This window comes from Streptomyces sp. NPDC003027, assembly GCF_053591435.1.
Window position 1 is genome coordinate 52,800 of the sequence record NZ_JBSFTU010000009.1, and the last position, 21,599, is coordinate 74,398.

The 21,599-nt window shown below is 71.4% G+C and carries 15 protein-coding genes; 14 read left to right on the top strand and 1 reads right to left on the bottom strand.

The genetic code is table 11. The features are described 5' to 3' along the window. The 6 genes from ACWDX6_RS09615 (at nt 1) to ACWDX6_RS09640 (ending at nt 6,303) form a co-directional block, all read left to right on the top strand. On the top strand, nt 1–774 hold the full coding sequence (locus tag ACWDX6_RS09615; RefSeq protein ID WP_451484385.1) for an ABC transporter ATP-binding protein: 774 nt from the start codon (nt 1–3) through the stop codon (nt 772–774). A gap of 16 nt (nt 775–790) precedes the next feature. Continuing rightward, nucleotides 791–1,801: an ABC transporter substrate-binding protein gene (locus ACWDX6_RS09620; RefSeq protein ID WP_451484386.1), complete on the top strand. Its 1,011-nt coding sequence runs from the start codon at nt 791–793 to the stop codon at nt 1,799–1,801. Between the two features lie 482 nt (nt 1,802–2,283). Next, on the top strand, nt 2,284–3,621 hold the full coding sequence (locus ACWDX6_RS09625) for an L-fuconate dehydratase (protein WP_451484387.1): 1,338 nt from the start codon (nt 2,284–2,286) through the stop codon (nt 3,619–3,621). After that, a complete protein-coding gene (locus ACWDX6_RS09630; RefSeq protein ID WP_451484388.1) occupies nt 3,618–4,391 on the top strand; it encodes an SDR family NAD(P)-dependent oxidoreductase in 774 nt (257 codons plus the stop codon). The genes ACWDX6_RS09625 and ACWDX6_RS09630 overlap by 4 nt, the downstream gene beginning before the upstream one ends. Further along, entirely contained in the window at nt 4,388–5,416 is a 1,029-nt protein-coding gene (locus ACWDX6_RS09635) for an aldo/keto reductase (RefSeq protein ID WP_451484389.1), read from the top strand. Before ACWDX6_RS09630 ends, ACWDX6_RS09635 begins: the two co-directional genes overlap by 4 nt. Further along, nucleotides 5,413–6,303, top strand: a complete 891-nt coding sequence (locus ACWDX6_RS09640; protein ID WP_451484390.1) for an amidohydrolase family protein — start codon at nt 5,413–5,415, stop codon at nt 6,301–6,303. Before ACWDX6_RS09635 ends, ACWDX6_RS09640 begins: the two co-directional genes overlap by 4 nt. Before the next feature lie 34 nt (nt 6,304–6,337). Here ACWDX6_RS09640 and ACWDX6_RS09645 read toward each other — a convergent pair whose 3' ends face one another. Further along, nucleotides 6,338–9,181 carry a glycoside hydrolase family 3 C-terminal domain-containing protein gene (locus tag ACWDX6_RS09645; RefSeq protein ID WP_451484391.1) on the bottom strand — a complete coding sequence of 948 codons (2,844 nt, stop codon included), beginning with the start codon at nt 9,179–9,181 and terminating at the stop codon, nt 6,338–6,340. A 322-nt stretch (nt 9,182–9,503) separates the two neighbouring features. Here ACWDX6_RS09645 and ACWDX6_RS09650 point away from each other — a divergent pair, with 322 nt between their 5' ends. The 8 genes from ACWDX6_RS09650 to ACWDX6_RS09685 all read left to right on the top strand — a co-directional run bounded on the left by ACWDX6_RS09650 (nt 9,504) and on the right by ACWDX6_RS09685 (nt 21,571). Next, nucleotides 9,504–11,177, top strand: coding sequence for an extracellular solute-binding protein (locus ACWDX6_RS09650; protein WP_451484392.1), 1,674 nt, complete (start codon nt 9,504–9,506; stop codon nt 11,175–11,177). After that, nucleotides 11,177–12,241 (top strand): ABC transporter permease, encoded by a 1,065-nt coding sequence (locus ACWDX6_RS09655; RefSeq protein WP_451484393.1) that lies wholly within the window; start codon nt 11,177–11,179, stop codon nt 12,239–12,241. The genes ACWDX6_RS09650 and ACWDX6_RS09655 overlap by 1 nt, the downstream gene beginning before the upstream one ends. After that, nucleotides 12,238–13,164 (top strand): carbohydrate ABC transporter permease, encoded by a 927-nt coding sequence (locus ACWDX6_RS09660; protein ID WP_451484394.1) that lies wholly within the window; start codon nt 12,238–12,240, stop codon nt 13,162–13,164. Before ACWDX6_RS09655 ends, ACWDX6_RS09660 begins: the two co-directional genes overlap by 4 nt. Before the next feature lie 154 nt (nt 13,165–13,318). Continuing rightward, nucleotides 13,319–15,541, top strand: a complete 2,223-nt coding sequence (locus ACWDX6_RS09665; RefSeq protein ID WP_451484395.1) for a 1,4-beta-glucanase — start codon at nt 13,319–13,321, stop codon at nt 15,539–15,541. Further along, nucleotides 15,541–17,508 carry a beta-galactosidase gene (locus tag ACWDX6_RS09670; protein WP_451484396.1) on the top strand — a complete coding sequence of 656 codons (1,968 nt, stop codon included), beginning with the start codon at nt 15,541–15,543 and terminating at the stop codon, nt 17,506–17,508. The genes ACWDX6_RS09665 and ACWDX6_RS09670 overlap by 1 nt, the downstream gene beginning before the upstream one ends. After that, nucleotides 17,505–19,730, top strand: a complete 2,226-nt coding sequence (locus ACWDX6_RS09675; protein WP_451484397.1) for a glycosyl hydrolase family 95 catalytic domain-containing protein — start codon at nt 17,505–17,507, stop codon at nt 19,728–19,730. Before ACWDX6_RS09670 ends, ACWDX6_RS09675 begins: the two co-directional genes overlap by 4 nt. A 37-nt stretch (nt 19,731–19,767) precedes the next feature. After that, the gene (locus tag ACWDX6_RS09680; RefSeq protein ID WP_451484398.1) at nt 19,768–20,484 is read left to right on the top strand and encodes a glycoside hydrolase family 12 protein; all 717 of its coding nucleotides are present in this window, start codon (nt 19,768–19,770) and stop codon (nt 20,482–20,484) included. A gap of 364 nt (nt 20,485–20,848) precedes the next feature. Further along, nucleotides 20,849–21,571, top strand: a complete 723-nt coding sequence (locus ACWDX6_RS09685) for a FadR/GntR family transcriptional regulator (protein WP_451484399.1) — start codon at nt 20,849–20,851, stop codon at nt 21,569–21,571. The last annotated feature ends 28 nt before the right edge of the window (nt 21,572–21,599 follow it).

Sequence of the window (21,599 nt, forward strand, 5' to 3'; positions counted from 1 at the left end):
ATGGAACTGCGACTTGACGGGCTGTCCGTCGTGACCGACGGCAGAAGCCTGGTACGCGACCTGTCCCTGGACGTGGGAAGTGGCCAGGTCGTGGGCCTGGTCGGGCCCAACGGAAGCGGCAAGTCCACCGCCCTCAGGTGCGTGTACCGTGCGCTGCGCCCCAGCTCCGGCACCGTCTGGATGGGCGAGGAGGATCTCTCCCGCCTGACCGTGCGCCGCTCCGCGCAGGTCATCGCGGCCATGACCCAGGACGGCGCCGTCGATCTCGACTTCACGGTCGAAGAGGTCATCGCACTCGGACGCGCGCCGCACCTTCAGGGCAACCAGGCGCTCAGCCGCCGGGAGTGGGAGCTGTGCGAACGCGCGATGGACCAGCTCGACATCCGGCACCTCGCCCGGCGCGGAGTCCTGACGCTCTCGGGCGGGGAGCGCCAGCGTGTCCTGCTGGCTCGGGCGCTCGTCCAGGAGCCGAAGATCCTGGTGCTGGACGAGCCGACCAACCATCTCGACGTACGCCACCAGGTCGAACTGCTCTCGCTCCTGCGCGGCTCGGGACTCACCGTCCTGGTCGTGCTGCACGATCTCAACCTCGCCGCGGCCGCCTGCGACCGCCTCGGGGTTCTCCGCGAAGGCCGCCTCGTCACCACCGGCACGCCCGAGGACGTCCTCACCACGGATCTCGTCCACGAGGTGTTCGGCGTCAAGGCCAGCATCGTGTCCCACCCGCTGACGGGTGACCCGCAGTTGTTGTACTCGCTCGATCCCTCCCTGTGAAAGGCACCACCAGGTCATGACCATGACTCGATCTCCCCGCTCGGCGCGGCAGCACGCCGTCCTCGGCTCCGCGCTCGCCGCCACCCTGCTGCTCAGCGGCTGCGGCGCGGAAGTGGAAACGGACGCCAAGGCGGCCAAGAAGGTCACCGTCAAGAGATGCGGTGAGCCCGTCGAATACACGGTTCCCCAGCGCGCCGTGGCGTACGAAGGCGGAAGCGCCGACAAACTGTTCAGCCTCGGGCTGGTCGACCACGTGCACGGCTACGTGATGCCGCCGGCGAACCCGCCGGTGGAGGAGTCGCCGTGGGCGGGCGACTACGCCAAGGTGAAGATGCTCAGCAAGGATCTCCTCAACAAGGAACTCGTGGTCGAGGCCAAGTCCGATTTCGTACTGGCCGGCTGGAATTCGGGCTTCAAGGACGAGCGGGGCATCACCCCGGAAATCCTGGACAAGCTCGGGATCCAGAGCTTCATGCACACCGAGAGCTGCTTCAACTACCCCAAGTACCCGGAGAAGCTCACGCCGTTCGAAGCCCTTTACGCCGACCTCGATCGGCTGGGCGAGATCTTCCAGGTCGAGGACAAGGCGGATGAGGTCGTCGGTGGGCTGAAGAAGCGGGTGGAGGCCGTCAAGGCGAAGGCACCCAAGGGCGATCCGGTCCCGGTCTTCCTCTACGACTCGGGCACCGACCAGCCCTTCACCGCGGGCAACCAGGTCCCGCCCAACGACATCATCAAGACCGCCGGCGGCAAGAACGTCTTCGACGGCCTCGACCAGCGGTGGACGCAGGTGAACTGGGAGGCCGTCGCGAAGGCGGAGCCGGAAGTCATCATGATCCTCGACTACGGGGACCTGCCCGCCCAGAAGAAGATCGACTTCCTGAAGAACTCCCCCCACACGAAGGAACTGCCTGCCGTCAAGAAGAACAACTTCTTCATCCTCGACTACAACGAGGGCATCAGCGGTCCGCGCAACATCGACGGCCTGGAGAAGTTCGCGAAGTACCTGGGTGGGCTCAAGGGCTGACCGACTCCCAGCGCGCCAGGGCCGTGTCCGATCCGCACGGCCCTGGCGCTCCGAGCCGCCAAGCCCCGAGCCCGGCCGGAAACGACCTGCCGCCGGCCGCCGCCGCCCAGCTGGGCAACGCCCCCCGGTCCTGGTGCCGAAGGCCGCTGAAGCGGCCGTTTCATCCGATGTATCTCGTCAGGCCGAGAACGTGACGACGGTGTCGCCGACGTCTATGAAAGCCCTCGACCAGCTGGCATGTGGTCCCAACTCCGTTGCGTAGAACGGTATCCGGCCGCAGGGTGGTGGCGAGGAGACGCTGTCCGTGGAATCCATTGCCAGCTGTGATCTCCGCGTCTAAGGTCGCTGTGCCCGCGATACATCCCATGACTGGGCCGGACCGACGCGCCTCACGTCGCCCGGTCGGTGCGACGTCGAGGTCTCCGTCGGCGGCCTCGGCCGTCGGCGTCAGACCTTCACCCGCGTGTGAAAGGCAGCACCACGTGACCCCTACCTCCGCCCGGATCACCGCCGTCGACACCTACGACGTCCGCTTCCCCACCTCGCGTGAGCTCGACGGCTCCGACGCGATGAACCCGGACCCGGACTACTCCGCCGCCTACGTCGTCCTGCGCACGGACGCCGGCGACGGGCAGGAGGGGCACGGCTTCACCTTCACCATCGGACGCGGCAACGACGTCCAGGTCGCCGCCATCGACGCCCTGCGGCCCCATGTCCTCGGCCGCTCCGTCCAGGAACTGTGCGCCGATCCGGGATCGGTCAGCCGGGATCTGATCGGGGACAGTCAGCTGCGCTGGCTCGGCCCCGAGAAGGGCGTGATGCACATGGCGATCGGCGCCGTCGTCAACGCCGTGTGGGACCTGGCGGCCAAGCGGGCGGGCAAGCCGCTGTGGCGGCTGCTCGCCGACGCCTCGCCGGAGTGGCTGGTCTCCCAGGTCGACTTCCGCTACATCGCCGACGCCCTCACCCCCGAGGACGCCCTGACGCTCCTCCATACGGGCCGCACGGGCCTCGCGGAACGCGAGGCGATCCTGCTGGAGCGCGGATATCCCGGTTACACCACCTCCCCGGGCTGGCTCGGCTACACCGACGACAAGCTCACCCGGCTGGCCGAGCAGGCCGTGGCCGACGGCTTCACGCAGATCAAGCTCAAGGTCGGCGCCGACATGGGCGACGACATCCGGCGGCTGCGCACCGCCCGTGCCGCCGTCGGTGACGGCATCCGCATCGCCATCGACGCCAACCAGCGGTGGGACGTGGCCGAGGCGATCCGGTGGACCAACGCGCTCGCCGAGTTCGACCCGTACTGGATCGAGGAGCCGACCAGCCCCGACGACATCCTCGGCCACGCGGCCGTGCGGCAGGCCGTCGCTCCCGTGAAGGTGGCCACCGGCGAGCATGTGCAGAACCGCATCGTCTTCAAGCAGCTCCTCCAGGCCGGCGCCGTCGATGTCCTCCAGATCGACGCGGCGCGCGTCGGCGGCGTGAACGAGAATCTCGCCATCCTGCTGCTCGCCGCGGAGTTCGGCGTGCCGGTGTGCCCGCACGCCGGCGGAGTGGGGCTGTGCGAGCTGGTGCAGCACCTGTCGATGTTCGACTACCTCGTCCTCTCCGGAACCACCGAGAACCGCGTCATCGAGTACGTCGACCACCTCCACCAGCACTTCGTCGACCCGGTGGTGATCCGAGGCGGCCACTACACCGCGCCGCTCGCCCCCGGCTTCTCCGCCACCATGCGTGAGGAGTCCATCGCCGCATACCTCTACCCGGACGGCACGTTCTGGGTCGCCGACCGCGCCGCGCAGGAGGAAACGGCATGACCGAACTGACCGGACTCAGGGCTCTCGTCACGGGCGGCGCGTCCGGCATCGGCCTCGCCACCGCCCACGCCCTGGCGGCGCGCGGCGCGGCCGTCGCCGTGCTCGACCTCCATCCGGGCGGTGTACGCGACCCGCTGCTCGGACTGAAGGCCGACGTCGGCGACGACGCCTCCGTACGCGCCGCGGTGGAGGAGGCGGCCACGCGGCTCGGCGGCATCGACATCCTCGTCAACAACGCGGGCATCGGTGCCACCGGCACCGTCGAGGACAACCCCGACGAACAGTGGCACCGCGTCCTCGACGTCAACGTCCTCGGCATCGTCCGCACCACCCGCGCGGCCCTGCCCCACCTGCGCCGCGCTGCCACGGCCCGTCCGGGCACCGCGTCCGTGGTCAACACCTGCTCCATCGCGGCCACCGCCGGACTGCCGCAGCGCGCCCTGTACTCCGCCAGCAAGGGTGCCGTGCTGTCCCTCACCCTGGCCATGGCCGCCGACCACGTCCGTGAGGGCATCCGGGTCAACTGCGTCAACCCCGGCACCGCGGACACCCCGTGGGTGGCCCGGCTGCTCGACGCCGCCGACGACCCCGAGGCCGAACGGGTCGCGCTCGACGCCCGCCAGCCCATGGGACGTCTGGTGACCGCCGACGAGGTGGCGGCCGCCATCGTCTACCTGGCCGGTCCGGCCGCGGCGTCCGTCACCGGCACCGCGCTCGCGGTGGACGGCGGCATGCACGGACTGCGCCTGCGCCCGGCGGCCCGGTCGTGAGGACCACCGGGCTGGGCGGCAGCGCGGTAGCGGTCTCGGAGGTCGCCCTGGGCTGCGCGGCCCTCGGCAACCTCTACCACCCGGTCACCGACGAGACCGCCCAGGCCACGGTGGACGCGGCCTGGGACGCCGGCGTCCGCACCTTCGACACCGCCCCCCACTACGGCCTCGGCCTGTCGGAACGGCGGCTCGGTGCCGCCCTGCGGGGCCGCCCCCGCGACACCTACACCCTCTCCACCAAGGTGGGCCGGCTCCTCGTGCCGACCCCGCGCAGCGGCCACGGGGACGACCTCGCCCACGGCTTCGCCGTACCGGCCACCCACCACCGGGTCTGGGACTTCAGCGCCGACGGAGTGCTGCGCTCCCTCGACGCGAGCCTGGAACGCCTCGGCCTCGACCGCGTCGACATCGCCCTGCTGCACGACCCGGACGACCACGCCGAGCAGGCGCTGCGCGAGGCGTACCCGGCGCTGGAGCGGCTGCGCGCCGAGGGCGTGATCGGGGCGATCGGCGTCGGCATGAACCAGTCGGCCCTGCCCGCCCGCTTCCTGCGCGAGACCGACATCGACGTGGTGCTCCTGGCCGGCCGGTACACCCTCCTGGAACAGGACGGGCTCACCGAACTGCTCCCCGAGGCGGCCGCCCGCGGCCGCAGTGTCGTCATCGGCGGAGTGTTCAACTCCGGGCTGCTGACCGGCCCCCGGCCGGGCGCCACCCACGACTACGCGCCCGCCCCGCGGCCGCTGCTCGACCGGGCACTGCGGCTTCGTGCGGTCACCGAGCGCCACGGCGTGCCGTTGCGGGCCGCCGCGCTGCGCTTCCCCTTCGGCCACCCCTCCGTGGCGAGCGTCCTGACCGGTGCCCGTTCCCCCGAAGAGGTGCGCGACACGATGGAGCGGCTGCGACGCCCCGTCCCGGACGCCCTGTGGGACGAGCTGCGCGCCGAGGGCCTGCTGCACCCGGACACTCCCGTACCCGTCAACGCGCCCATCGGGGAGGCCCCGTCGCCGAAGGAGCCGTGGTGACGGGGGCGGACCAGGAGCCGGGAATCGTGGACGCCCACCACCACGTGTGGGACCTGTCGGTCCGCGAGCAGGACTGGATCACCGGGCCCGAACTCGCCTCGCTGCGCGGAGACTTCTCCCTCGACGACCTGTCACCGGAGGCCCGCGCGGCCGGAGTCACCGCCACCGTGCTGGTGCAGACGGTCACCGTGCCGGAAGAGACCCCCGAGCTGCTGGCGCTGGCCGCGGGCAGCGACCTGGTCGCCGGGGTCGTCGGCTGGACCGACCTGACCGCACCCGACGTCGCCGGCACCCTCGCCGGGCTGCGCGCCGGCCCCGGCGGGGAGCACCTGGTCGGGATGCGCCACCAGGTGCAGGGCGAGCCGGACCCCCGCTGGCTCGTGCGCCCCGACGTGCTGCGCGGCCTGACCGCGATCGCCGAGGCGGGGCTCGTCTACGACCTCGTGGTGAAGCCCTACCAGCTCGCGGCCGCCGCCGAGGCCGCGCAGCGCCTGCCCGGCCTCACCTTCGTCCTCGACCACCTCGGCAAGCCGCCCATCGCGTCCGGCGAACTCGCACCCTGGGCGGAGCCGATCAGGCGCCTCGCCGCTCTCCCCAACACCGTCTGCAAACTCTCGGGCATGGTCACCGAGGCCGACTGGGACACCTGGACGGTCGACGACCTCAGACCGTACGCCGACACCGTCCTGGACGCCTTCGGCCCCGGGCGGCTGATGTTCGGCTCCGACTGGCCCGTCTGCCGGCTCGCCGCCACCTACGCCGAAGTCGTCGCCGCCGCCGGCGACGTGACGGCCGGACTCGGCCCGGCCGAGCACCGCGACGTCTTCACCGGCACGGCGGTGCGGACCTATGGCCTGCCCCCACCCCAGGAAACCCCCCGCGCATAGCGCTGCTGTACCCCTGGCGCGGCCGATGCGGGCCTCAGGCGGAGAAGGCGACGCGCGCGAGCCGCAGCGGGCCGCGCAGGCCGAGGCGGACGTCGTGCACACCGGCCGCCACGACGACGGGGGCGCTCACCGTGGCGTAGTCGTAGGGCCCGGCCGTACCGGGGGACAGCGTGAGCACCGCCAGGACCGGGCCGTCGCCCAGCGAGAGTTCGACCGTTCCCTCGCCCGCGGCCTCCACCGTGATCCCGGCGGCCCCCTCCCCGAAGTCGCAGTCACGGAACACCAGCTCGCCCCTCCGGCCGGCCGCGGGGGCGACCGCGTCACCCGACGTCTTCGCGCGGTCCACGATCTCCGTGCCGCTCTGGTCGTCGAAGTCCACCGCCTCCAGGCCGCCCACCATGACCGGCCGGGGGACGGCCGGTTCGCCGTCGAGGTCGACGGCCAGGGTGAGCCGGATGTCCTCGCTCGACGCTCCGACGAGGATCTCGTAGCGGCCCGGCGCCACCCGGTGACGCCCCTGCGCCACGTCCCAGAACGCGAAGGCCGGCATCGGCACCCGGAAGGCGAACTCCCTGACCTCGCCGGGCGCGAGCGTCACCCGCTGGTGCGCGGCCAGCTCCCTGCGGGGCCGTGGCACCGACGGTTCGATGGCACGGGTGTACAGCTGGGCGACCTCGTCCGCGGTGACGTCACCGGTGTTGGCGACCGTGAAGGACACGTGCAGCGCCCCGTCCTCGACCCGGGTCGTGAGGCCTTCGTAGGAGAAGGACGCGTACGACAGGCCGTGGCCGAACGGGAAGAGCGGCGTGCCCTCGAAGTAGAGGTACGTCTGGCGGCCGCCGATCACGTCGTAGTCGAGGAGGTCGGGCAGGTCGGAGTCGTCGGCGTACCAGGTCTGCGGGAGGCGGCCGGCGGGGGAGACGTCGCCGGCCAGGATCCTGGCCAGGGCGGTGCCGGCCGCCTGGCCGCCGTGGGCCGTCCACAGCAGCGCCGGCACCTCCGTGTGATCGACCGCGTACGGGTACGCCGAGACCAGCGCCAGCACCGTGTTCGGGTTGGCGGCGCGGGCCGCGCGCAGGAGGCGCTCCTGGTGCGCGGGCAGGGCCAGGGTCGTACGGTCCTCGGTCTCCCGTCCGTTGATGTGCGGATCGTTGCCCGCGGCCACCAGGACCACGTCCGCCCGCGAGGCGACCCTGTTCACCGCGTCCTCGCCGCTCTCGACGACGACGACCTCGAGAATCTCCCCGCTCCCGGCGGCAACCTGGAGGCCGTCGGCGGCGACAGACAGGGCGTGACCCGTACCGATGTGCCGAAGAAGGTGCCCGTTCTCCCGCGGTTCCAGGCGGAAGGTCTCCTGGACGACCCAGCCCCCGGGCTGGTCGGCGGAGGCGCGGACACGGCCGTCCTCGGCGACGGAGAGATAGCGGCCGTCGGGGGCGCGCAGGGTCAGCACGCCCCCGCCCCAGTCGATCAGGGAGAGCTCGGTGCCGGTCGCGTCGGTGGTGAGCGGGGGCAGGTCCGTCCGGCCCGCGAGCAGGGCCGGGTCGAGGGCGCCCTCGGCGCCGCGCACCTCGTCGTCGGCGTCCGCCTCGGGGACGTGCAGGAAGGTTCCGGCCGAGGTCTTCAGCAGGATCCGGTCCACGCCCTCCGCGAACTCCACGCGCTCCGTTCCGAACCGCTCGTACAGGCCCTCCAGCGGCGTGCGGCGGTGCAGGAACGTGCCGCTGTACCAGTCGCGCTTGCACTCGTCGGCCAGCAGGCCGACCACCGCGAGCCGGGTGTCCGGCGCGAGCGGCAGCAGACCACCGTCGTTCTTGAGCAGCACGACCGCCTGCTCGGCCGCCTCCTGGGCGAGGGCCCGGTGGGCCGGGGTGTCGAAGGCCGTGGTGAGCGCGTGCGGGTCGTACTCCGGGTCGAACTCGCCGAGACGGAAACGGACCGAGAGCTGGCGGCGGACCGCCGCGTCGACGTCCGCCTCGGTCAGCAGCCCCTGGTCCAGGGCGCCGCGGACCCGCGCGGTGATCTTCGAGCTGTCGGTGCCGTGGTCGGTGAAGCTGTCGACGCCGGCCAGCAGCGCGGCGGCCGTCGCCTCCTCGTGGGTGTCGAAGTAGTGCTCGGAATCGACCAGGTTGGAGGGCGCGCCCGCGTCCGAGCAGACCAGCAGCTCCTCGTCGGTCCAGGTGCGCAGATGCTCGCGCAGATACGGCGAGAGGTGGTTCGGGCGGCCGTTGACGAGGTTGTACGCGGGCATCACGCCGGCCACGGCGCCCGCCTCGACCGTCTCGCGGAAGGCGCGCAGGTCGTACTCGTGCAGGACGCGCGGGCGGACGGAGGAGGAGGTGACGTCGCGGCCCGTCTCGTGGTTGTGGGCCAGCCAGTGCTTGAGGACGGGCGCGGTGCGCCAGTACGTCGGGTGCTCGCCGCGCAGTCCGCGCGTGTAGGCGGTGGCGATGGCCGAGGTGAGCTTCGGGTCCTCCGAGTAGCCCTCCTCGTTACGGCCCCACAGCGGATGGCGCAGCAGGTTCACGGTCGGGGACCAGACGTTCAGGCCCACGCGGTCGTCGCGGCCGCGCATCGTCCTGACCTCCTTGGACACCGCCTCGCCGACCCGTCGTACGAGATCCGTGTTCCAGGTCGCGCCCAGGCCCACCGCCTGCGGGAAGACAGTGGCCGGACCCATCCAGGCCACGCCGTGCAAAGCCTCCTGGCCGGTGCGGAACGCGGCGACGCCGAGCCGCTCCACGGCGGGCGCGAACTGGTGCAGGAATCCGGTCTTCTCGTCGAGAGTGAGCCGCGACAGAAGGTCGTCGATGCGCTTCGCGAAAGGCAGCTGCGGGTCGCGGAAGGGCGGCGGTGTGTGCGGCGGGTGTGCGGACACGTGGGATCCCCTTGGGATGGAGCGGCAAGTGCTTTCGAAGCGCTTCGATGCTCATCAGGCACTGGGGTAGGTGTCAAGAGATCGGCACCATTACTTCAATCCGGGTACAAGCGTCGGCTACCGCGGACCGCGCGGGAATCTTGGAAGCGACCCTTGTGCACCCCTGGGTGTTCACTTAACCTCGCTGCAACATCGAAGCGCTTCGATTGCGCATCGCGTCGCAGTGGTTGGATGTCCCCTCAGCTCAGCCAGTTCCAGTCACGACACCGCAGCCGACGGCCCCACCGCCGGATGTCCAGGTGTGCCATGAAGGGTTGACGCAATGACGCCGAACTCCGCCCCCTCCGGACCGAGCCGGAGAAGCTTCCTCGCCTCCACGGCGGTCGCCACCGCAGCGGTGGCCGGGGGAATGCCGCTGCTCACCGCCTGCAGCGGTTCGGACAGCGGGACGCGAGAAGGCAGCACGTCGGGCAAGGCCGCGGACAAACTGCTCCCGACCTACGTCGCCAGCACGGTCGCCGAGCCCGACATCCCGTCGAAGAACGGTTCGGCGGCCGGCTACACCGGCAAGGCCGACCTCGCGACCCTCCCCGCCTCGGCCCCGGACAAGCTCGGCACCGGCGCCCCCTTCAAGATCATGTCACCCTTCTGGGGCTCTCCGCCGAGGCCCGGAAACGCCTACTACACGGCGGTCGACGCCGCCGCGGGCACCAAGGTCACCTGGCAGAACCAGGACGGCAACACCTACGGCGAGAAGCTCGGCGCCGTCCTCGCCTCCAGCTCCCTACCCGACATGGTGGTCGTGCCGGGCTGGGAACTGGTCGGCAAGATCTCGAACGCGGTCACCGCCAAGTTCATGGACCTCGGCCCCTACCTGGCGGGCGACAAGGTCAAGAAGTACCCGAACCTGGCCGCGATCCCCTCCGACGCCTGGCGCATGAGCATCTTCGGCGGCGAGCTGCGCGGCATCCCGATGCCGTCCGCGGCGGCGACCTTCATCGTGCCCTACTACCGCAAGGACATCTTCGACAAGAGGGGCTACACCGTACCCAGGTCGCCCGAGGAGTTCCTCAGCTGGGCCAAGGACGTCACCAGTGCCAAGGCGAAGGTGTACGCCTGCGGTGACATGACCTGGTGCTCGGCCGGCATCTTCGGCGTCCGGCCCTCCGGGACGCTCGGCTGGAACATCGGGGACGACGGCAAGCCGACCTACCGCATCGAGCAGCCCGAGTACCTCGAGGCCCTGGAGTGGACCCGCAAGCTGTTCGACGCCGGCGTGGTCCATCCCGACGACAAGGCGCGCTCCGGCGACGGGGGCCAGCGGTTCACCTCCGGACAGATCCTGGTCTTCAACAGCGACATGTCCGCCTGGTACGGCAAGACCGCCGAACAGGCCCAGTCAAACCCCGAGTTCCGGATCGAGGCCATGGACTACTTCGGCGCCGACGGCGGCGACCCGAAGCTGTACGCGTCCCAGCCCGCCACCATCTGGTCGCTGATCCGCAAGGGCGCCTCGAAGGAGACCGTCGAGAACGCGCTGGCCGCCGCCAACTTCTCGGCCGCGCCCTACGGCACCAGGGAGCGGATGCTCGTCGACTACGGCGTCGAGGGCACCCACTACACGGTCGAGGACGGCACACCCGTCAAGAACGACCGGGGCAACTCCGAGGTGGTCAACGCCTGGTCGATGCTGTCGGCCCCGGCCCCCTACTTCGCCCACCCCGACCTCCCCGACGTCGCCCGCAAGCAGGTCGAGTGGCAGCAGCGGATGGGGGCCTTCATGAAGAAGACCTCCACGTACGGCATGAACATCGTCGAGCCGACTCGCTACGCCAACCTCGCCAGCCAGTTCGAGCAGCTGGAGATCGACTACGTACGGGGCAACAAGAAGCTGTCCGACGTGCAGGCCGCCATCTCCACCTGGAGGTCCTCCGGCGGCGACAAGCTGCGCGACTGGTACAAGGAGCTCCTCGACAAGAACGGCAGCGGCAACTGATGTCCCTCACGGCCGGCAGCCGGCCCGACGGAACCCGTCCCCCCGAGGCCGTCGAGGAGCCGACGGCCGCGGTCGCCACCGTCACCGCCACCACCGCGGCGAAGGCGCGGGCGCCGCGCGGGACGAGCAGGGCCGGCAAGGTCCCCTGGCGGATCCGGCTGCGCCGCGACCGGACGCTCATTCTGATGACCTTGCCCGTCATCGTCCTGCTCCTGCTCTTCAACTACGTCCCGCTGCTCGGCAACGTCGTCGCCTTCCAGGACTACGATCCGTACGTCTCCAGCAACGGCATCACGGCGATCTTCCACAGCCCCTGGGTCGGCGTGGAGCAGTTCTCGCGGATGCTCGACGACCCGCTGTTCTGGAGCGCCACGAAGAACACCCTCGTCCTGTTCGCGCTCCAACTGGTGCTGTTCTTCCCCGTCCCCATCGCCCTCGCGCTGGTCATCAACAGTGTCATCCGGCCCCGGGTGCGGGCCGTGGCGCAGGCGATCATGTATCTGCCCCACTTCTTCTCGTGGGTCCTCGTGGTCACCGTCTTCCAGCAGATCTTCGGCGGCGCGGGCATCATCGCGCAGACGCTGGAGAAGCACGGGTGGAGCGGCTTCGACCTGATGACCAACGCGGACCTCTTCAAGTACCTGGTCACCGCACAGGCCGTGTGGAAGGACGCCGGCTGGGGGATCATCGTCTTCCTGGCGGCGCTGTCCGCCGTCAGCACCGACCTGTACGAGGCCGCCGCCATGGACGGCGCGGGGCGCTGGCGACGCATGTGGCATGTGACGCTGCCCGCGCTGCGCCCGGTGATCGCCCTGCTGCTGGTCCTGCGGGTGGGCGACGCGCTGAGCGTCGGATTCGAGCAGTTCCTGCTCCAGCGGCACGCCGTCGGCGTGGGAGCCAGCGAGGTCCTCGACACCTACGTGTGGAACATGGGTATCCAGAACGGCGACTTCAGCTACGCGGCCGCGGTCGGCCTGGTCAAGGGACTCATCGGAGTCTGTCTCGTCCTGGGCGCGAACAAGTTCGCGCACCTGCTGGGCGAGCAGGGGGTGTACAAGAAATGAGCCTCAACACGCAGCTCGTCCGCAGCCTCAAGGCACCCGCCCGCCCGACCTGGGAGGAGCCGCCGAGCAGGGCAGGGCTCACCGCCAAGGCCGGCTTCCTGCTCCTGTGCTGCCTGGGCGTGCTCGGTCCGCTGTGGATCGTGATCGTCACCAGCCTCTCTCCCAAACCGGTGATCGACCGGGTCGGCGGCCTGGTCGTGATCCCCCAGGGCATCACGTTCGTCAACTACACCGAACTGCTCAGTGGTGGCCAGGTCAGCCGGGCGATCCTGGTCTCGGTCGGGGTCACGCTCTTCGGCACCGTGTTCTCGATGACGGTGTCGGTACTGGCGGCCTACGGCCTGTCGCGGCCGGGGAGTCTGGGCCACCGGTTCTTCCTGATGACGATGATGGCGACCATGTTCTTCGGAGCCGGACTCATTCCGACGTACCTTCTGGTGCAGTCGCTGGGCCTGACCGACACCTATCTGTCGCTGGTCCTGCCGAGCGCGGTCAGCGTCTTCAACATCCTCGTCCTGCGGGCCTTCTTCATGGGCATCTCACCCGAGCTCACCGAGTCCGCCCGCATCGACGGGGCCGGTGAGCTGCGCATCCTGCTGACCATCATCATGCCGCTGTCGCGCGCGGTGCTGGCCGTCATCTCGCTCTTCTACGCGGTCGGCTACTGGAGCGCCTGGTTCAACGCCTCCATCTACCTCACCGACCAGCAGATGATGCCGCTGCAGAACGTGCTCATCCAGCTGGTCCAGAAGAACACCGAGGCGCCGACCGGCCTCCAGCAGGCCGTCCGCACCGGACAACTCTCCGCGCTCGGGTTGCAGATGGCCGTCATGGTCCTCGCGCTGATCCCCGTCGCGGTCGCCTCCCCCTTCGTCCAGCGGCACTTCAAGAAGGGCATGCTCACCGGAGCCGTCAAGGGCTGAAGCCCTTCTGTCCGGACCCCGCCGCAGCGCCTTCCGCCGTACGGCGTCACGGCTCCGCCCGGCCGGTCGCGCCCACGCGGCGGAGCCGCACATCGATGAGGTCCCGCGCCTCCCGATCCCCGCTAGCCCCCCTCCGCAAAGACCGAGGTATGTCATGAGCACGTTTTCCCTCAGCAGACGTTCCGTGCTTGCCGGTTCCGCGGCCGCCGCCGCGGTCGTCTCCCTGCCCGCCGTCTCGGGGCAGGCTCAGGCCGCCACCCCCGTGGCCGTCGCGAAGAGCGGCTACCGCTGGCGCAACGCCGTCATGGGCGGCACCGGGTTCATCACCGGGGTGCTGTTCCACCCGTCGGAGCGAGGGCTCGCCTACGCCCGGACCGACATCGGGGGCGCCTACCGCTGGGACGCCCGTACCGACCGCTGGACCCCGCTGACCGACCACCTCGGCTGGGACGACTGGAACCTCCTCGGCGTCGAGGCCATGGCCGTCGACCCCGCCCGCCCCAACCGGCTGTACCTGGCCCTCGGCACGTACACCCAGCCCTGGGCCGGCAACGGAGCCGTACTGCGCTCCGAGGACCGGGGGGCCACCTGGAAGCGCACCGATCTCACCGTGCGGCTCGGCGCCAACGAGGACGGGCGCGGCTGCGGTGAACGGCTCCTTGTCGACCCGCGGAACGGCGACACCCTGTGGCTCGGCACCCGGCACGACGGGCTGCTCAAGTCGACCGACCGGGGCGCGACCTGGAAGGCCGCGAGCTTCCCGGCCACCCCGAGCGCCACGGGCCAGGGCATCACCCTCCTCGTCGCCGCGGGCCGCAGCGTCTACGCCGGCTGGGGCGACTCCGACGGCACCGCCGACCACCCCCACCTGTACCGCACGTCCGACGGAACGACCTGGGAGCCCGTACCCGGGCAGCCCACCGGCGCCGCCGCGAAGGTCCCGGTCCGCGCCGCGTACGACCGCCAGACCCGCGAGCTGTACGTGACGTACGCCAACGCCCCCGGCCCCAACGGGCAGACCGACGGCAGCGTGCACAGACTCCGTACGACGGACGGGAGGTGGACCGAGGTCACCCCCGTGAAGCCCGGCGGGGCGACGGGCGACGGCGGGACCGACGCCTTCGGCTACGGCGGTGTCGCCGTCGACGCCCGCCGCCCCGGGACGCTCGTCGTGTCCACCAACAACCGCTGGGCCGAGATCGACACCCTCTTCCGCTCCACCGACGGCGGCCGCACCTGGACGTCCCTGAAGGACCGTGCCGTCCTCGACGTCTCCGAGACGCCCTACCTCACGTGGGGCAAGGACAAGCCCAAGTTCGGCTGGTGGATCCAGGCCGTCGGCCTCGACCCGTTCGACTCCGAGCACATCGTCTACGGCACCGGCGCGACCCTGTACGGCACGCGCGACCTCGAGCACTGGGCTCCGAGGGTCCGCGGTCTCGAGGAGGCGTCCGTACGCCAGCTGATCTCGCCCCCGGTCGGCAAGGCGCACCTGATCAGCGGGTCCGGGGACATCGGCGTGATGTACCACGAGCGGCTCACGGCATCGCCCTCGCGCGGCATGGCGTCGAATCCCGTCTTCGGGTCGGCGACGGGGCTCGCCCAGGCCGCGGCGGAGCCGGCGTACGTGGTGCGCAGCGGCTGGGGTGACAACGGCAACGGCGCCTACTCGAACGACGGCGGAAAGACGTGGGCCCCCTTCGAGGCGCAACCCGCCATCGCCAAGGACGCGCCGGGTCCGATCGCCACCAACGCCGACGGCAGCGTGCTGCTGTGGTCCTTCGTGCACTGGGACGGCACCACCCACCCGGCCCACCGCTCGGCGGACAACGGCGCCACCTGGACCGAGGTCACCTCCTACCCGAAGGGCGCCGCCCCGGTCGCGGACCCGGTCGATCCGAACCGCTTCTACGCCTTCGACACGACCGCCGGCACCCTCCACGCCAGCACCGACGGCGGCCTGACCTTCACCGGTCGGGCCACCGGCCTGAGCTCGGGCGACGCCGAGTTCCGGCTCGTCGCGGCCCCGGGGCGCTCCGGAGACCTGTGGCTGAGCCTGAAGTGGAACGGGCTGTACCGCTCCACCGACGGCGGCGCGACCTTCACGAAGATCGGCAGTTGTCGGGCCTCGTACACCCTCGGCTTCGGCAAGGCCGCCGAGGGCGCCTCCTACCCGGCGGTCTACATGGTCGGCTCCACCGAGACGATCACCGCCGTGTACCGCTCGGACGACGAGGCGAAGACCTGGGTGCGCGTCAACGACGACCAGCACCAGTGGGGCTGGACCGGCGCGGCCGTCACCGGCGACCCGCGCGTCCACGGCCGGGTCTACCTCGCCACCAACGGGCGCGGTGTGCAGTACGGGGACCCCGTCTGATGCCCGGCCTGAGCGACGCGACACGAGGCCGTCTCCTCTTCGGCGGCGACTACAACCCGGAGCAGTGGCCCGAGGAGACCTGGCACGAGGACGTCCGGCTGATGAAGGCGGCCGGGGTCAACTCGGTCACCCTCGGTGTCTTCTCCTGGTCGACGCTGGAGCCCGAGCCCGGCGCCCGGGAGTTCGGATGGCTGGACACGCTGATGGACCTGATGCACGAGAACGGCATCGGCGTCGTCCTCGCCACCCCGACCTCCTCGCCCCCGCCCTGGATGGGCCGGCTGCACCCGGACACCCTGCCCGTCACCGAGGACGGCCGCACCGAGTGGTGGGGCGGCCGGCAGCACTTCTCGCACTCCAGCACCACCTACCGGCGTTACGCCGCCGCCATCACCGAGGACCTGGCCGCCCGTTACGGCGCCCACCCGGCCCTCACCATGTGGCACATCAACAACGAATACTGCACCTTCGACTACGGCGACGAGGCCGCGGCAGCCTTCCGCCGCTGGCTGCGCGAGAAGTACGGCACCCTCGACGCCCTCAACGACGCCTGGGGCACCGCCTTCTGGAGCCAGGGCTACGACACCTGGGACGGCATCCTGCCACCGCGCCTGCCGCACTACCTGCGCAACCCCGGCCAGGTCCTGGACTTCCGGCGCTTCACCTCCGACGCGCTCCTGGAGTGCTACGTCGCCGAGCGGGACATCGTCCGCCGCCACACCCCGCACACCCCGGTCACCAGCAACTTCATGCCGCTGTGGTTCGGCCAGGACGCCTGGCGCTGGGCGGGGGAGGAGGACGTCGTCTCCGTCGACATCTACCCCGACCCGCGCGACCCGCTGGGCGCCCAGAGCGGCGCCCTCGTCCAGGACATGACCCGCTCCCAGGCGCGCGGGCCGTGGATGCTCATGGAGCAGGCGGCCGGGTCCGTGAACGCGCGGGGGGTGAACCACCCCAAGCCGCGCGGCCTCAACCGGCTCTGGTCCCTCCAGGCCGTGGCCCGGGGCGCCGACGCCGTCTGCTACTTCCAGTGGCGGCAGTCCCGGCAGGGCGCGGAGAAGTTCCACTCCGGCATGGTCGGTCACGCCGGGGAGGAGGGCCGGACCTACCAGGAGGTCAAGCGGCTCGGCGCGGACCTCGCGCGGATCGCGCCGGAGGTCTCGGGCCGGCACGGCGCCGCCGACATCGCCGTCCTGCACGACTGGCACGCCTGGTGGGCCGGGGCCCAGGACGGCCGCCTGTCCCAGCGGGTCGAGCACGCGGACGTCCTCAGGGCCTGGCACCGTGCCCTGTGGCAGGCCCACCTCACCACCGACTTCGCCCACCCCGCGCACGACCTGTCCGCGTACCGACTCGTCGTCGTACCGCAGCTGTACCTCCTCGACGACGCGGCGATCGAGAACCTCCTCGCCTACGTCCGCCAGGGCGGCACCCTCGTCTGCGGCTTCCTCACCGGCGTCGCCGACGAGGACGACCGCGTGCGCCCCGGCGGCATGGACGCCCGCCTGCGCGAGCTGTTCGGCATCCGCACCCTGCACGAGTGGTGGCCGCTGGACGCGGGGGAGACCGTCACCTGCGAGGGCTTCACGGCGTCCCTGTGGTCCGAGGAGCTGGAGGCCGACGGCACCGCTGAGGAGACGCTGCCGTACGACGGAGGTGAACTCGACGGACTGCCCGCCGTCCTGCGCAAGGGACGGGCCTGGTACGTCTCCACGCTCCCCGAGCCGGAGGCGCTGCGCGACCTGCTGGCCCGGATCGCCTCCGGCGCGGGCGTCCGGCCGGTGCTCGACGGCCTCCCCGAGCAGGTCGAGGCCGTCCGCCGGGGCGAGGTGCTGTTCGTGCTCAACCACGGCCGCGAGCCGGTGACCGTCGAGGTGCCCGGCACGCACCGCGACCTCCTGACGGGGACGGCCGTCACCGACCGGGTCACCCTCGGCCGCTACGGCGTGGCGGTGCTGAAGCCATGACCGCGGTCGACGGGCCCGTCCACGGCACCGCGGTCGACGGGCCGGTCCACGGCACCTGGGAGCCGCGTCCGGCAGCCCGCTGGGAGGACGGCTTCCTGAGCGGCAGCGGCCATCACGGCGCCCTCGTGTTCGGTGATCCGAACGCGGAGCGGGTCGTCGTCACGCATCACACCCTGGTACGGCCGAGCGGGAACGGCGAACACCGGCGGCCGCCCCGGCTGGCCGCCGAACTCCCCGCGCTCCAGGACCGCCTCCTGGCAGGCGATCGCACCGCCGGGGAGGGCTTCACCGACGGCCGGCCGCACCAGTGGGCGCAGCCCTTCCACCCCGCCTTCCAGGTCAGCCTGGTGCGGCCCGCCGGCGACGGTGGCGACTACCGTCGCGACGTCAACTTCACGACGGGCGTCGTGCGCGCGACCCGCGCCGGCTGGACCAGCCGGGTCTTCGCCTCCCGCGCTGACGACGTGATCGTGCAGCACGTGACGGCGCCCGGTCTCACCGTCGGCGTCTCCCTCGACCACCGGCTCCCCGGCGCACCCGCCGGACTGGCCGTCGGCCACGGCGCCGTCGTCGTCCCCGAAGGCGCCCTGCTGAGCCTGCGCGCCCGCTACCCGGAGGGTGACCGCTCCTTCACCGGCGTCACGCTCGTCGTCGTCACCGGCGGAACGACGACCCTCGCGCCGTCCGGCGCGCGCGTCGAGGGAGCCCGGTCCGTGCTGCTCCTCACCCGTGTCCGGCGGCACACCGGCGAACTGGACGTGACCGCGGAGGGCCGCGCGCTGCGCGACCTGGCCCTGGACTACGACAAGCTCCTCGACCGCCACGCCGCCCTCCACCGACCCGCCTACGAGCGCGCCACCCTCGACCTCGCCGCGGGCCCCGCCGAGCGGGCCCTGCCGGGCTCGGAGCTGCTGAAGCGGCCACGTGACCCCGCCCTGCTGGAGCGGCTGTTCGCGGCCGGCCGCTACCACCTGCTCTCCTCCGCAGGCCTCTTCCCGCCCCGCCTGACCGGCCTGTGGACCGGCGACTGGAACACGGCCTGGTCGGGGGCGTTCACCAACGACGCCAACCTCAACCTCCAGACCGCCTCCGCCGCGGCCGCCGACCTGCCCGAGGTCACCGAGGCCCACGCCGCGCTGATCCACCGCCAGCTGCCCGACTGGCGCGACAACGCCCGCGCGGTCTTCGGCACCCGGGGCGTGGTCGCCCCCGCCCACACCGACGGCGACTCCGGGCACTCGTACCACTTCAGCCGCGAGTACCCGCTGCACCTGTGGACCGCGGGCGCCGACTGGCTGCTCAAGCCCCTCGTCGACCACGACGAGACCCACGGCGTCCGCGACCCGCGCACCGCCACCGCGCTCGCCGAAGTCGCCCTGTTCTACGAGGACTTCCTCACCCGCACCGACGACAAAGGGCAGCTCGTCCTCGTGCCCTCCTACTCGCCCGAGAACCGCCCGGCAGACGCGAGCTGGGTGACGGTCAACGCCGCCATGGACCTCTCGGCGGCCCGCCACGCGCTCCTGACGGCCGCCCGGTACCACCCCGAGCACGCCGACCGCTGGCGCGCCCTCGCCGACCGGCTGCCGCCGCACCGGATCAACGAGGACGGGGCCCTGGCCGAATGGGCCTGGCCAGGCTTGGCGGACTCCTACGACCACCGCCACCTCAGCCACCTCTACGGCGTCTGGCCGCTCGACGAGATCACCCCCTACGACACGCCCGACCTGGCGGCCGCCGCGCACCGGGCGCTCGAACTGCGCGGCGCCGAGAACGACTCCGCGCACGGCCACCTCCACCACGCCCTCATCGCGGCCCGGCTCCGGGACGGCGAACGCGTCGCCCACGCACTCCACCAGGTCCTGGACGGCGACTTCTTCCACGCCTCCCTGATGAGCGCCCACTATCCGCACCGCGACGTCTACAACGCCGACGCCGCCCACACCCTGCCCGCCGTACTGATCGAGATGCTGCTCCAGTCGACCCCCCGCCGACTGGTTCTCCTGCCCGCGCTGCCGCCCTCCCTCCCGGCGGGCCGGCTCACGGGCGTACGTACGCGGTTCGGCGCCGAGGTCGAACTGACCTGGGCGCCCGGCCGGGCGACGGCGGTGCTGAAGCCGACGCGCACGGTCCGTATCGAAGTCAGGACTTCTACCGGTGACACGCAGCCGATCGATCTCGTCGCCGGAGAGGACCACGTCCTCCGTCAGGAGGAGTGGTAGCGACCCCCACAATCCCCCCACCCGTGAAAGGGACACCATGGCAAACAGCATGGTCCGCAAGATCACCATGGCGGTGCTCGCGCCGGCGATGGCTCTCGGCGCCACCGTCGGCCTCGCCTCCGCCCCCGCTTCGGCCGCGGTCTGGAACACCTGCGACCAGTGGGGCAACACCAGCCTGAACGGCTACAAGCTCTACAACAACATCTGGGGCTCCGGCGCGGGAAGCCAGTGCGTCTGGGCCAACTCCGGCACCAACTGGGGTGTCTGGGCCAACCACCCCAACACCGGCGGCATCAAGTCGTACCCCAACTCGACGAAGACGATCAACAAGACGATCGACTCCCTCGGCTGGCTCACCAGCACCTACAACGTCAGCGTCCCGTCGTCCGGCGCCTACAACACGTCGTACGACATCTGGGACACCGACCACCAGTACGAGATCATGCTCTGGGTCAACCACAACGGAGCCGTCGGCCCGATCGGCAGCTGGCAGGCCGACGTCACGCTCGGCGGCCACAGCTGGAACGTCTACAAGGGCAGCAACGGGTCGAACCAGGTGTTCTCGTTCCTGCGCACCTCCGACTCCAACTCCGGCACCGTGGACGTCAAGCCGATCCTCCACTGGATCGCCCACACCAAGCGCTGGATGCCCGGCAACGAGACCATCGGCGACGTCCAGTTCGGCTACGAGATCACCTCGTCGTCCGGCGGCCTCGACTTCAACACCAACAACCTGACCATCAGCGGCGGCTGACCGTCACGCCAGGGGGCCGGGGTCGGTCCGCGTCCTTCCTCGGACGCGGTCGGCCTCGGCCCCGTGGCGCGTTCTGATCGTCAGGAGACCGTGCCGGTGGCGGCTGTCGGCTCCTGCAACGGCGATCGTCGCCGTCACCAGCCTGTCGGCAGACCGGCGATGGCACGTCTCCCAGCGCTTCCCGCCCCGTGCGAGCAGGACGGAGGGCGGCGGCCCGGCCGGCGGCGTGCCCCACCGCAGCGGCCCGTACCGGCCTGCGCATCGCTCCGGCGAACTCGACCCCCGTATCATCGGCGTCACCCTCGGCAGACGGACTCCGGAACAGGTCGGACGTGCTCCGAGGCGCGGCGGGGGAGGGGGAGCGGTGTCTCTGACGGACAAGGCCATCGAGCGGATCCGTGAGCTGATCCGGACCGGTGCCCTGCCGCCGGGCTCGAAGCTCCCACCCGAGCCGGAACTGGCCGCTCGGCTGGGACTGTCCCGCAACCTCGCCCGGGAAGCGGTCAAGGCGCTGGCCGTCGCGAGGGTCCTGGAGGTCCGGCGGGGCGACGGCACGTATGTGACGAGCCTCCGGCCGAGCCTGCTGCTGGAGGGTCTCGGCGGCGCGGTGGAACTGCTGCAGGGCGACTCGGTCGCCCTGCGGGACCTCATGGAGGTGCGGCGGCTCCTCGAACCGATCGCCACGGCGCTGGCCGCGACCCGGATCTCCGACGCCCAACTGGCCGAAGTGAAACGGCACCTGGACGCCATGCGCGAGTCCCGCGACGACGCCGAACAGCTGATCGCCCACGACGCCGCCTTCCACCGCGCCGTCGTCTCGGCCACGGGCAACGAGACCCTCCTCACCCTCCTGGAGGGCATCTCCGGCCGCACGCTGCGCGCCCGCGTCTGGCGCGGCCTGGTCGACGACGAGTCCGCGGGCCACACTCTCGCCGAGCACGAGGCGATCTTCAACGCGCTGTCCACCCGTGACGCCGCCCTCAGCCAGGCCGCCGCGCTGCTGCACGTGAGCAACACCGAGCAGTGGCTGAGGAAGCACCTGCGCTCCGGCGAACCCCTCCCCTTCGGGACGACTGCCCGGACGTGACGCGCGGGCACCGCCCGCGACCCTGCCC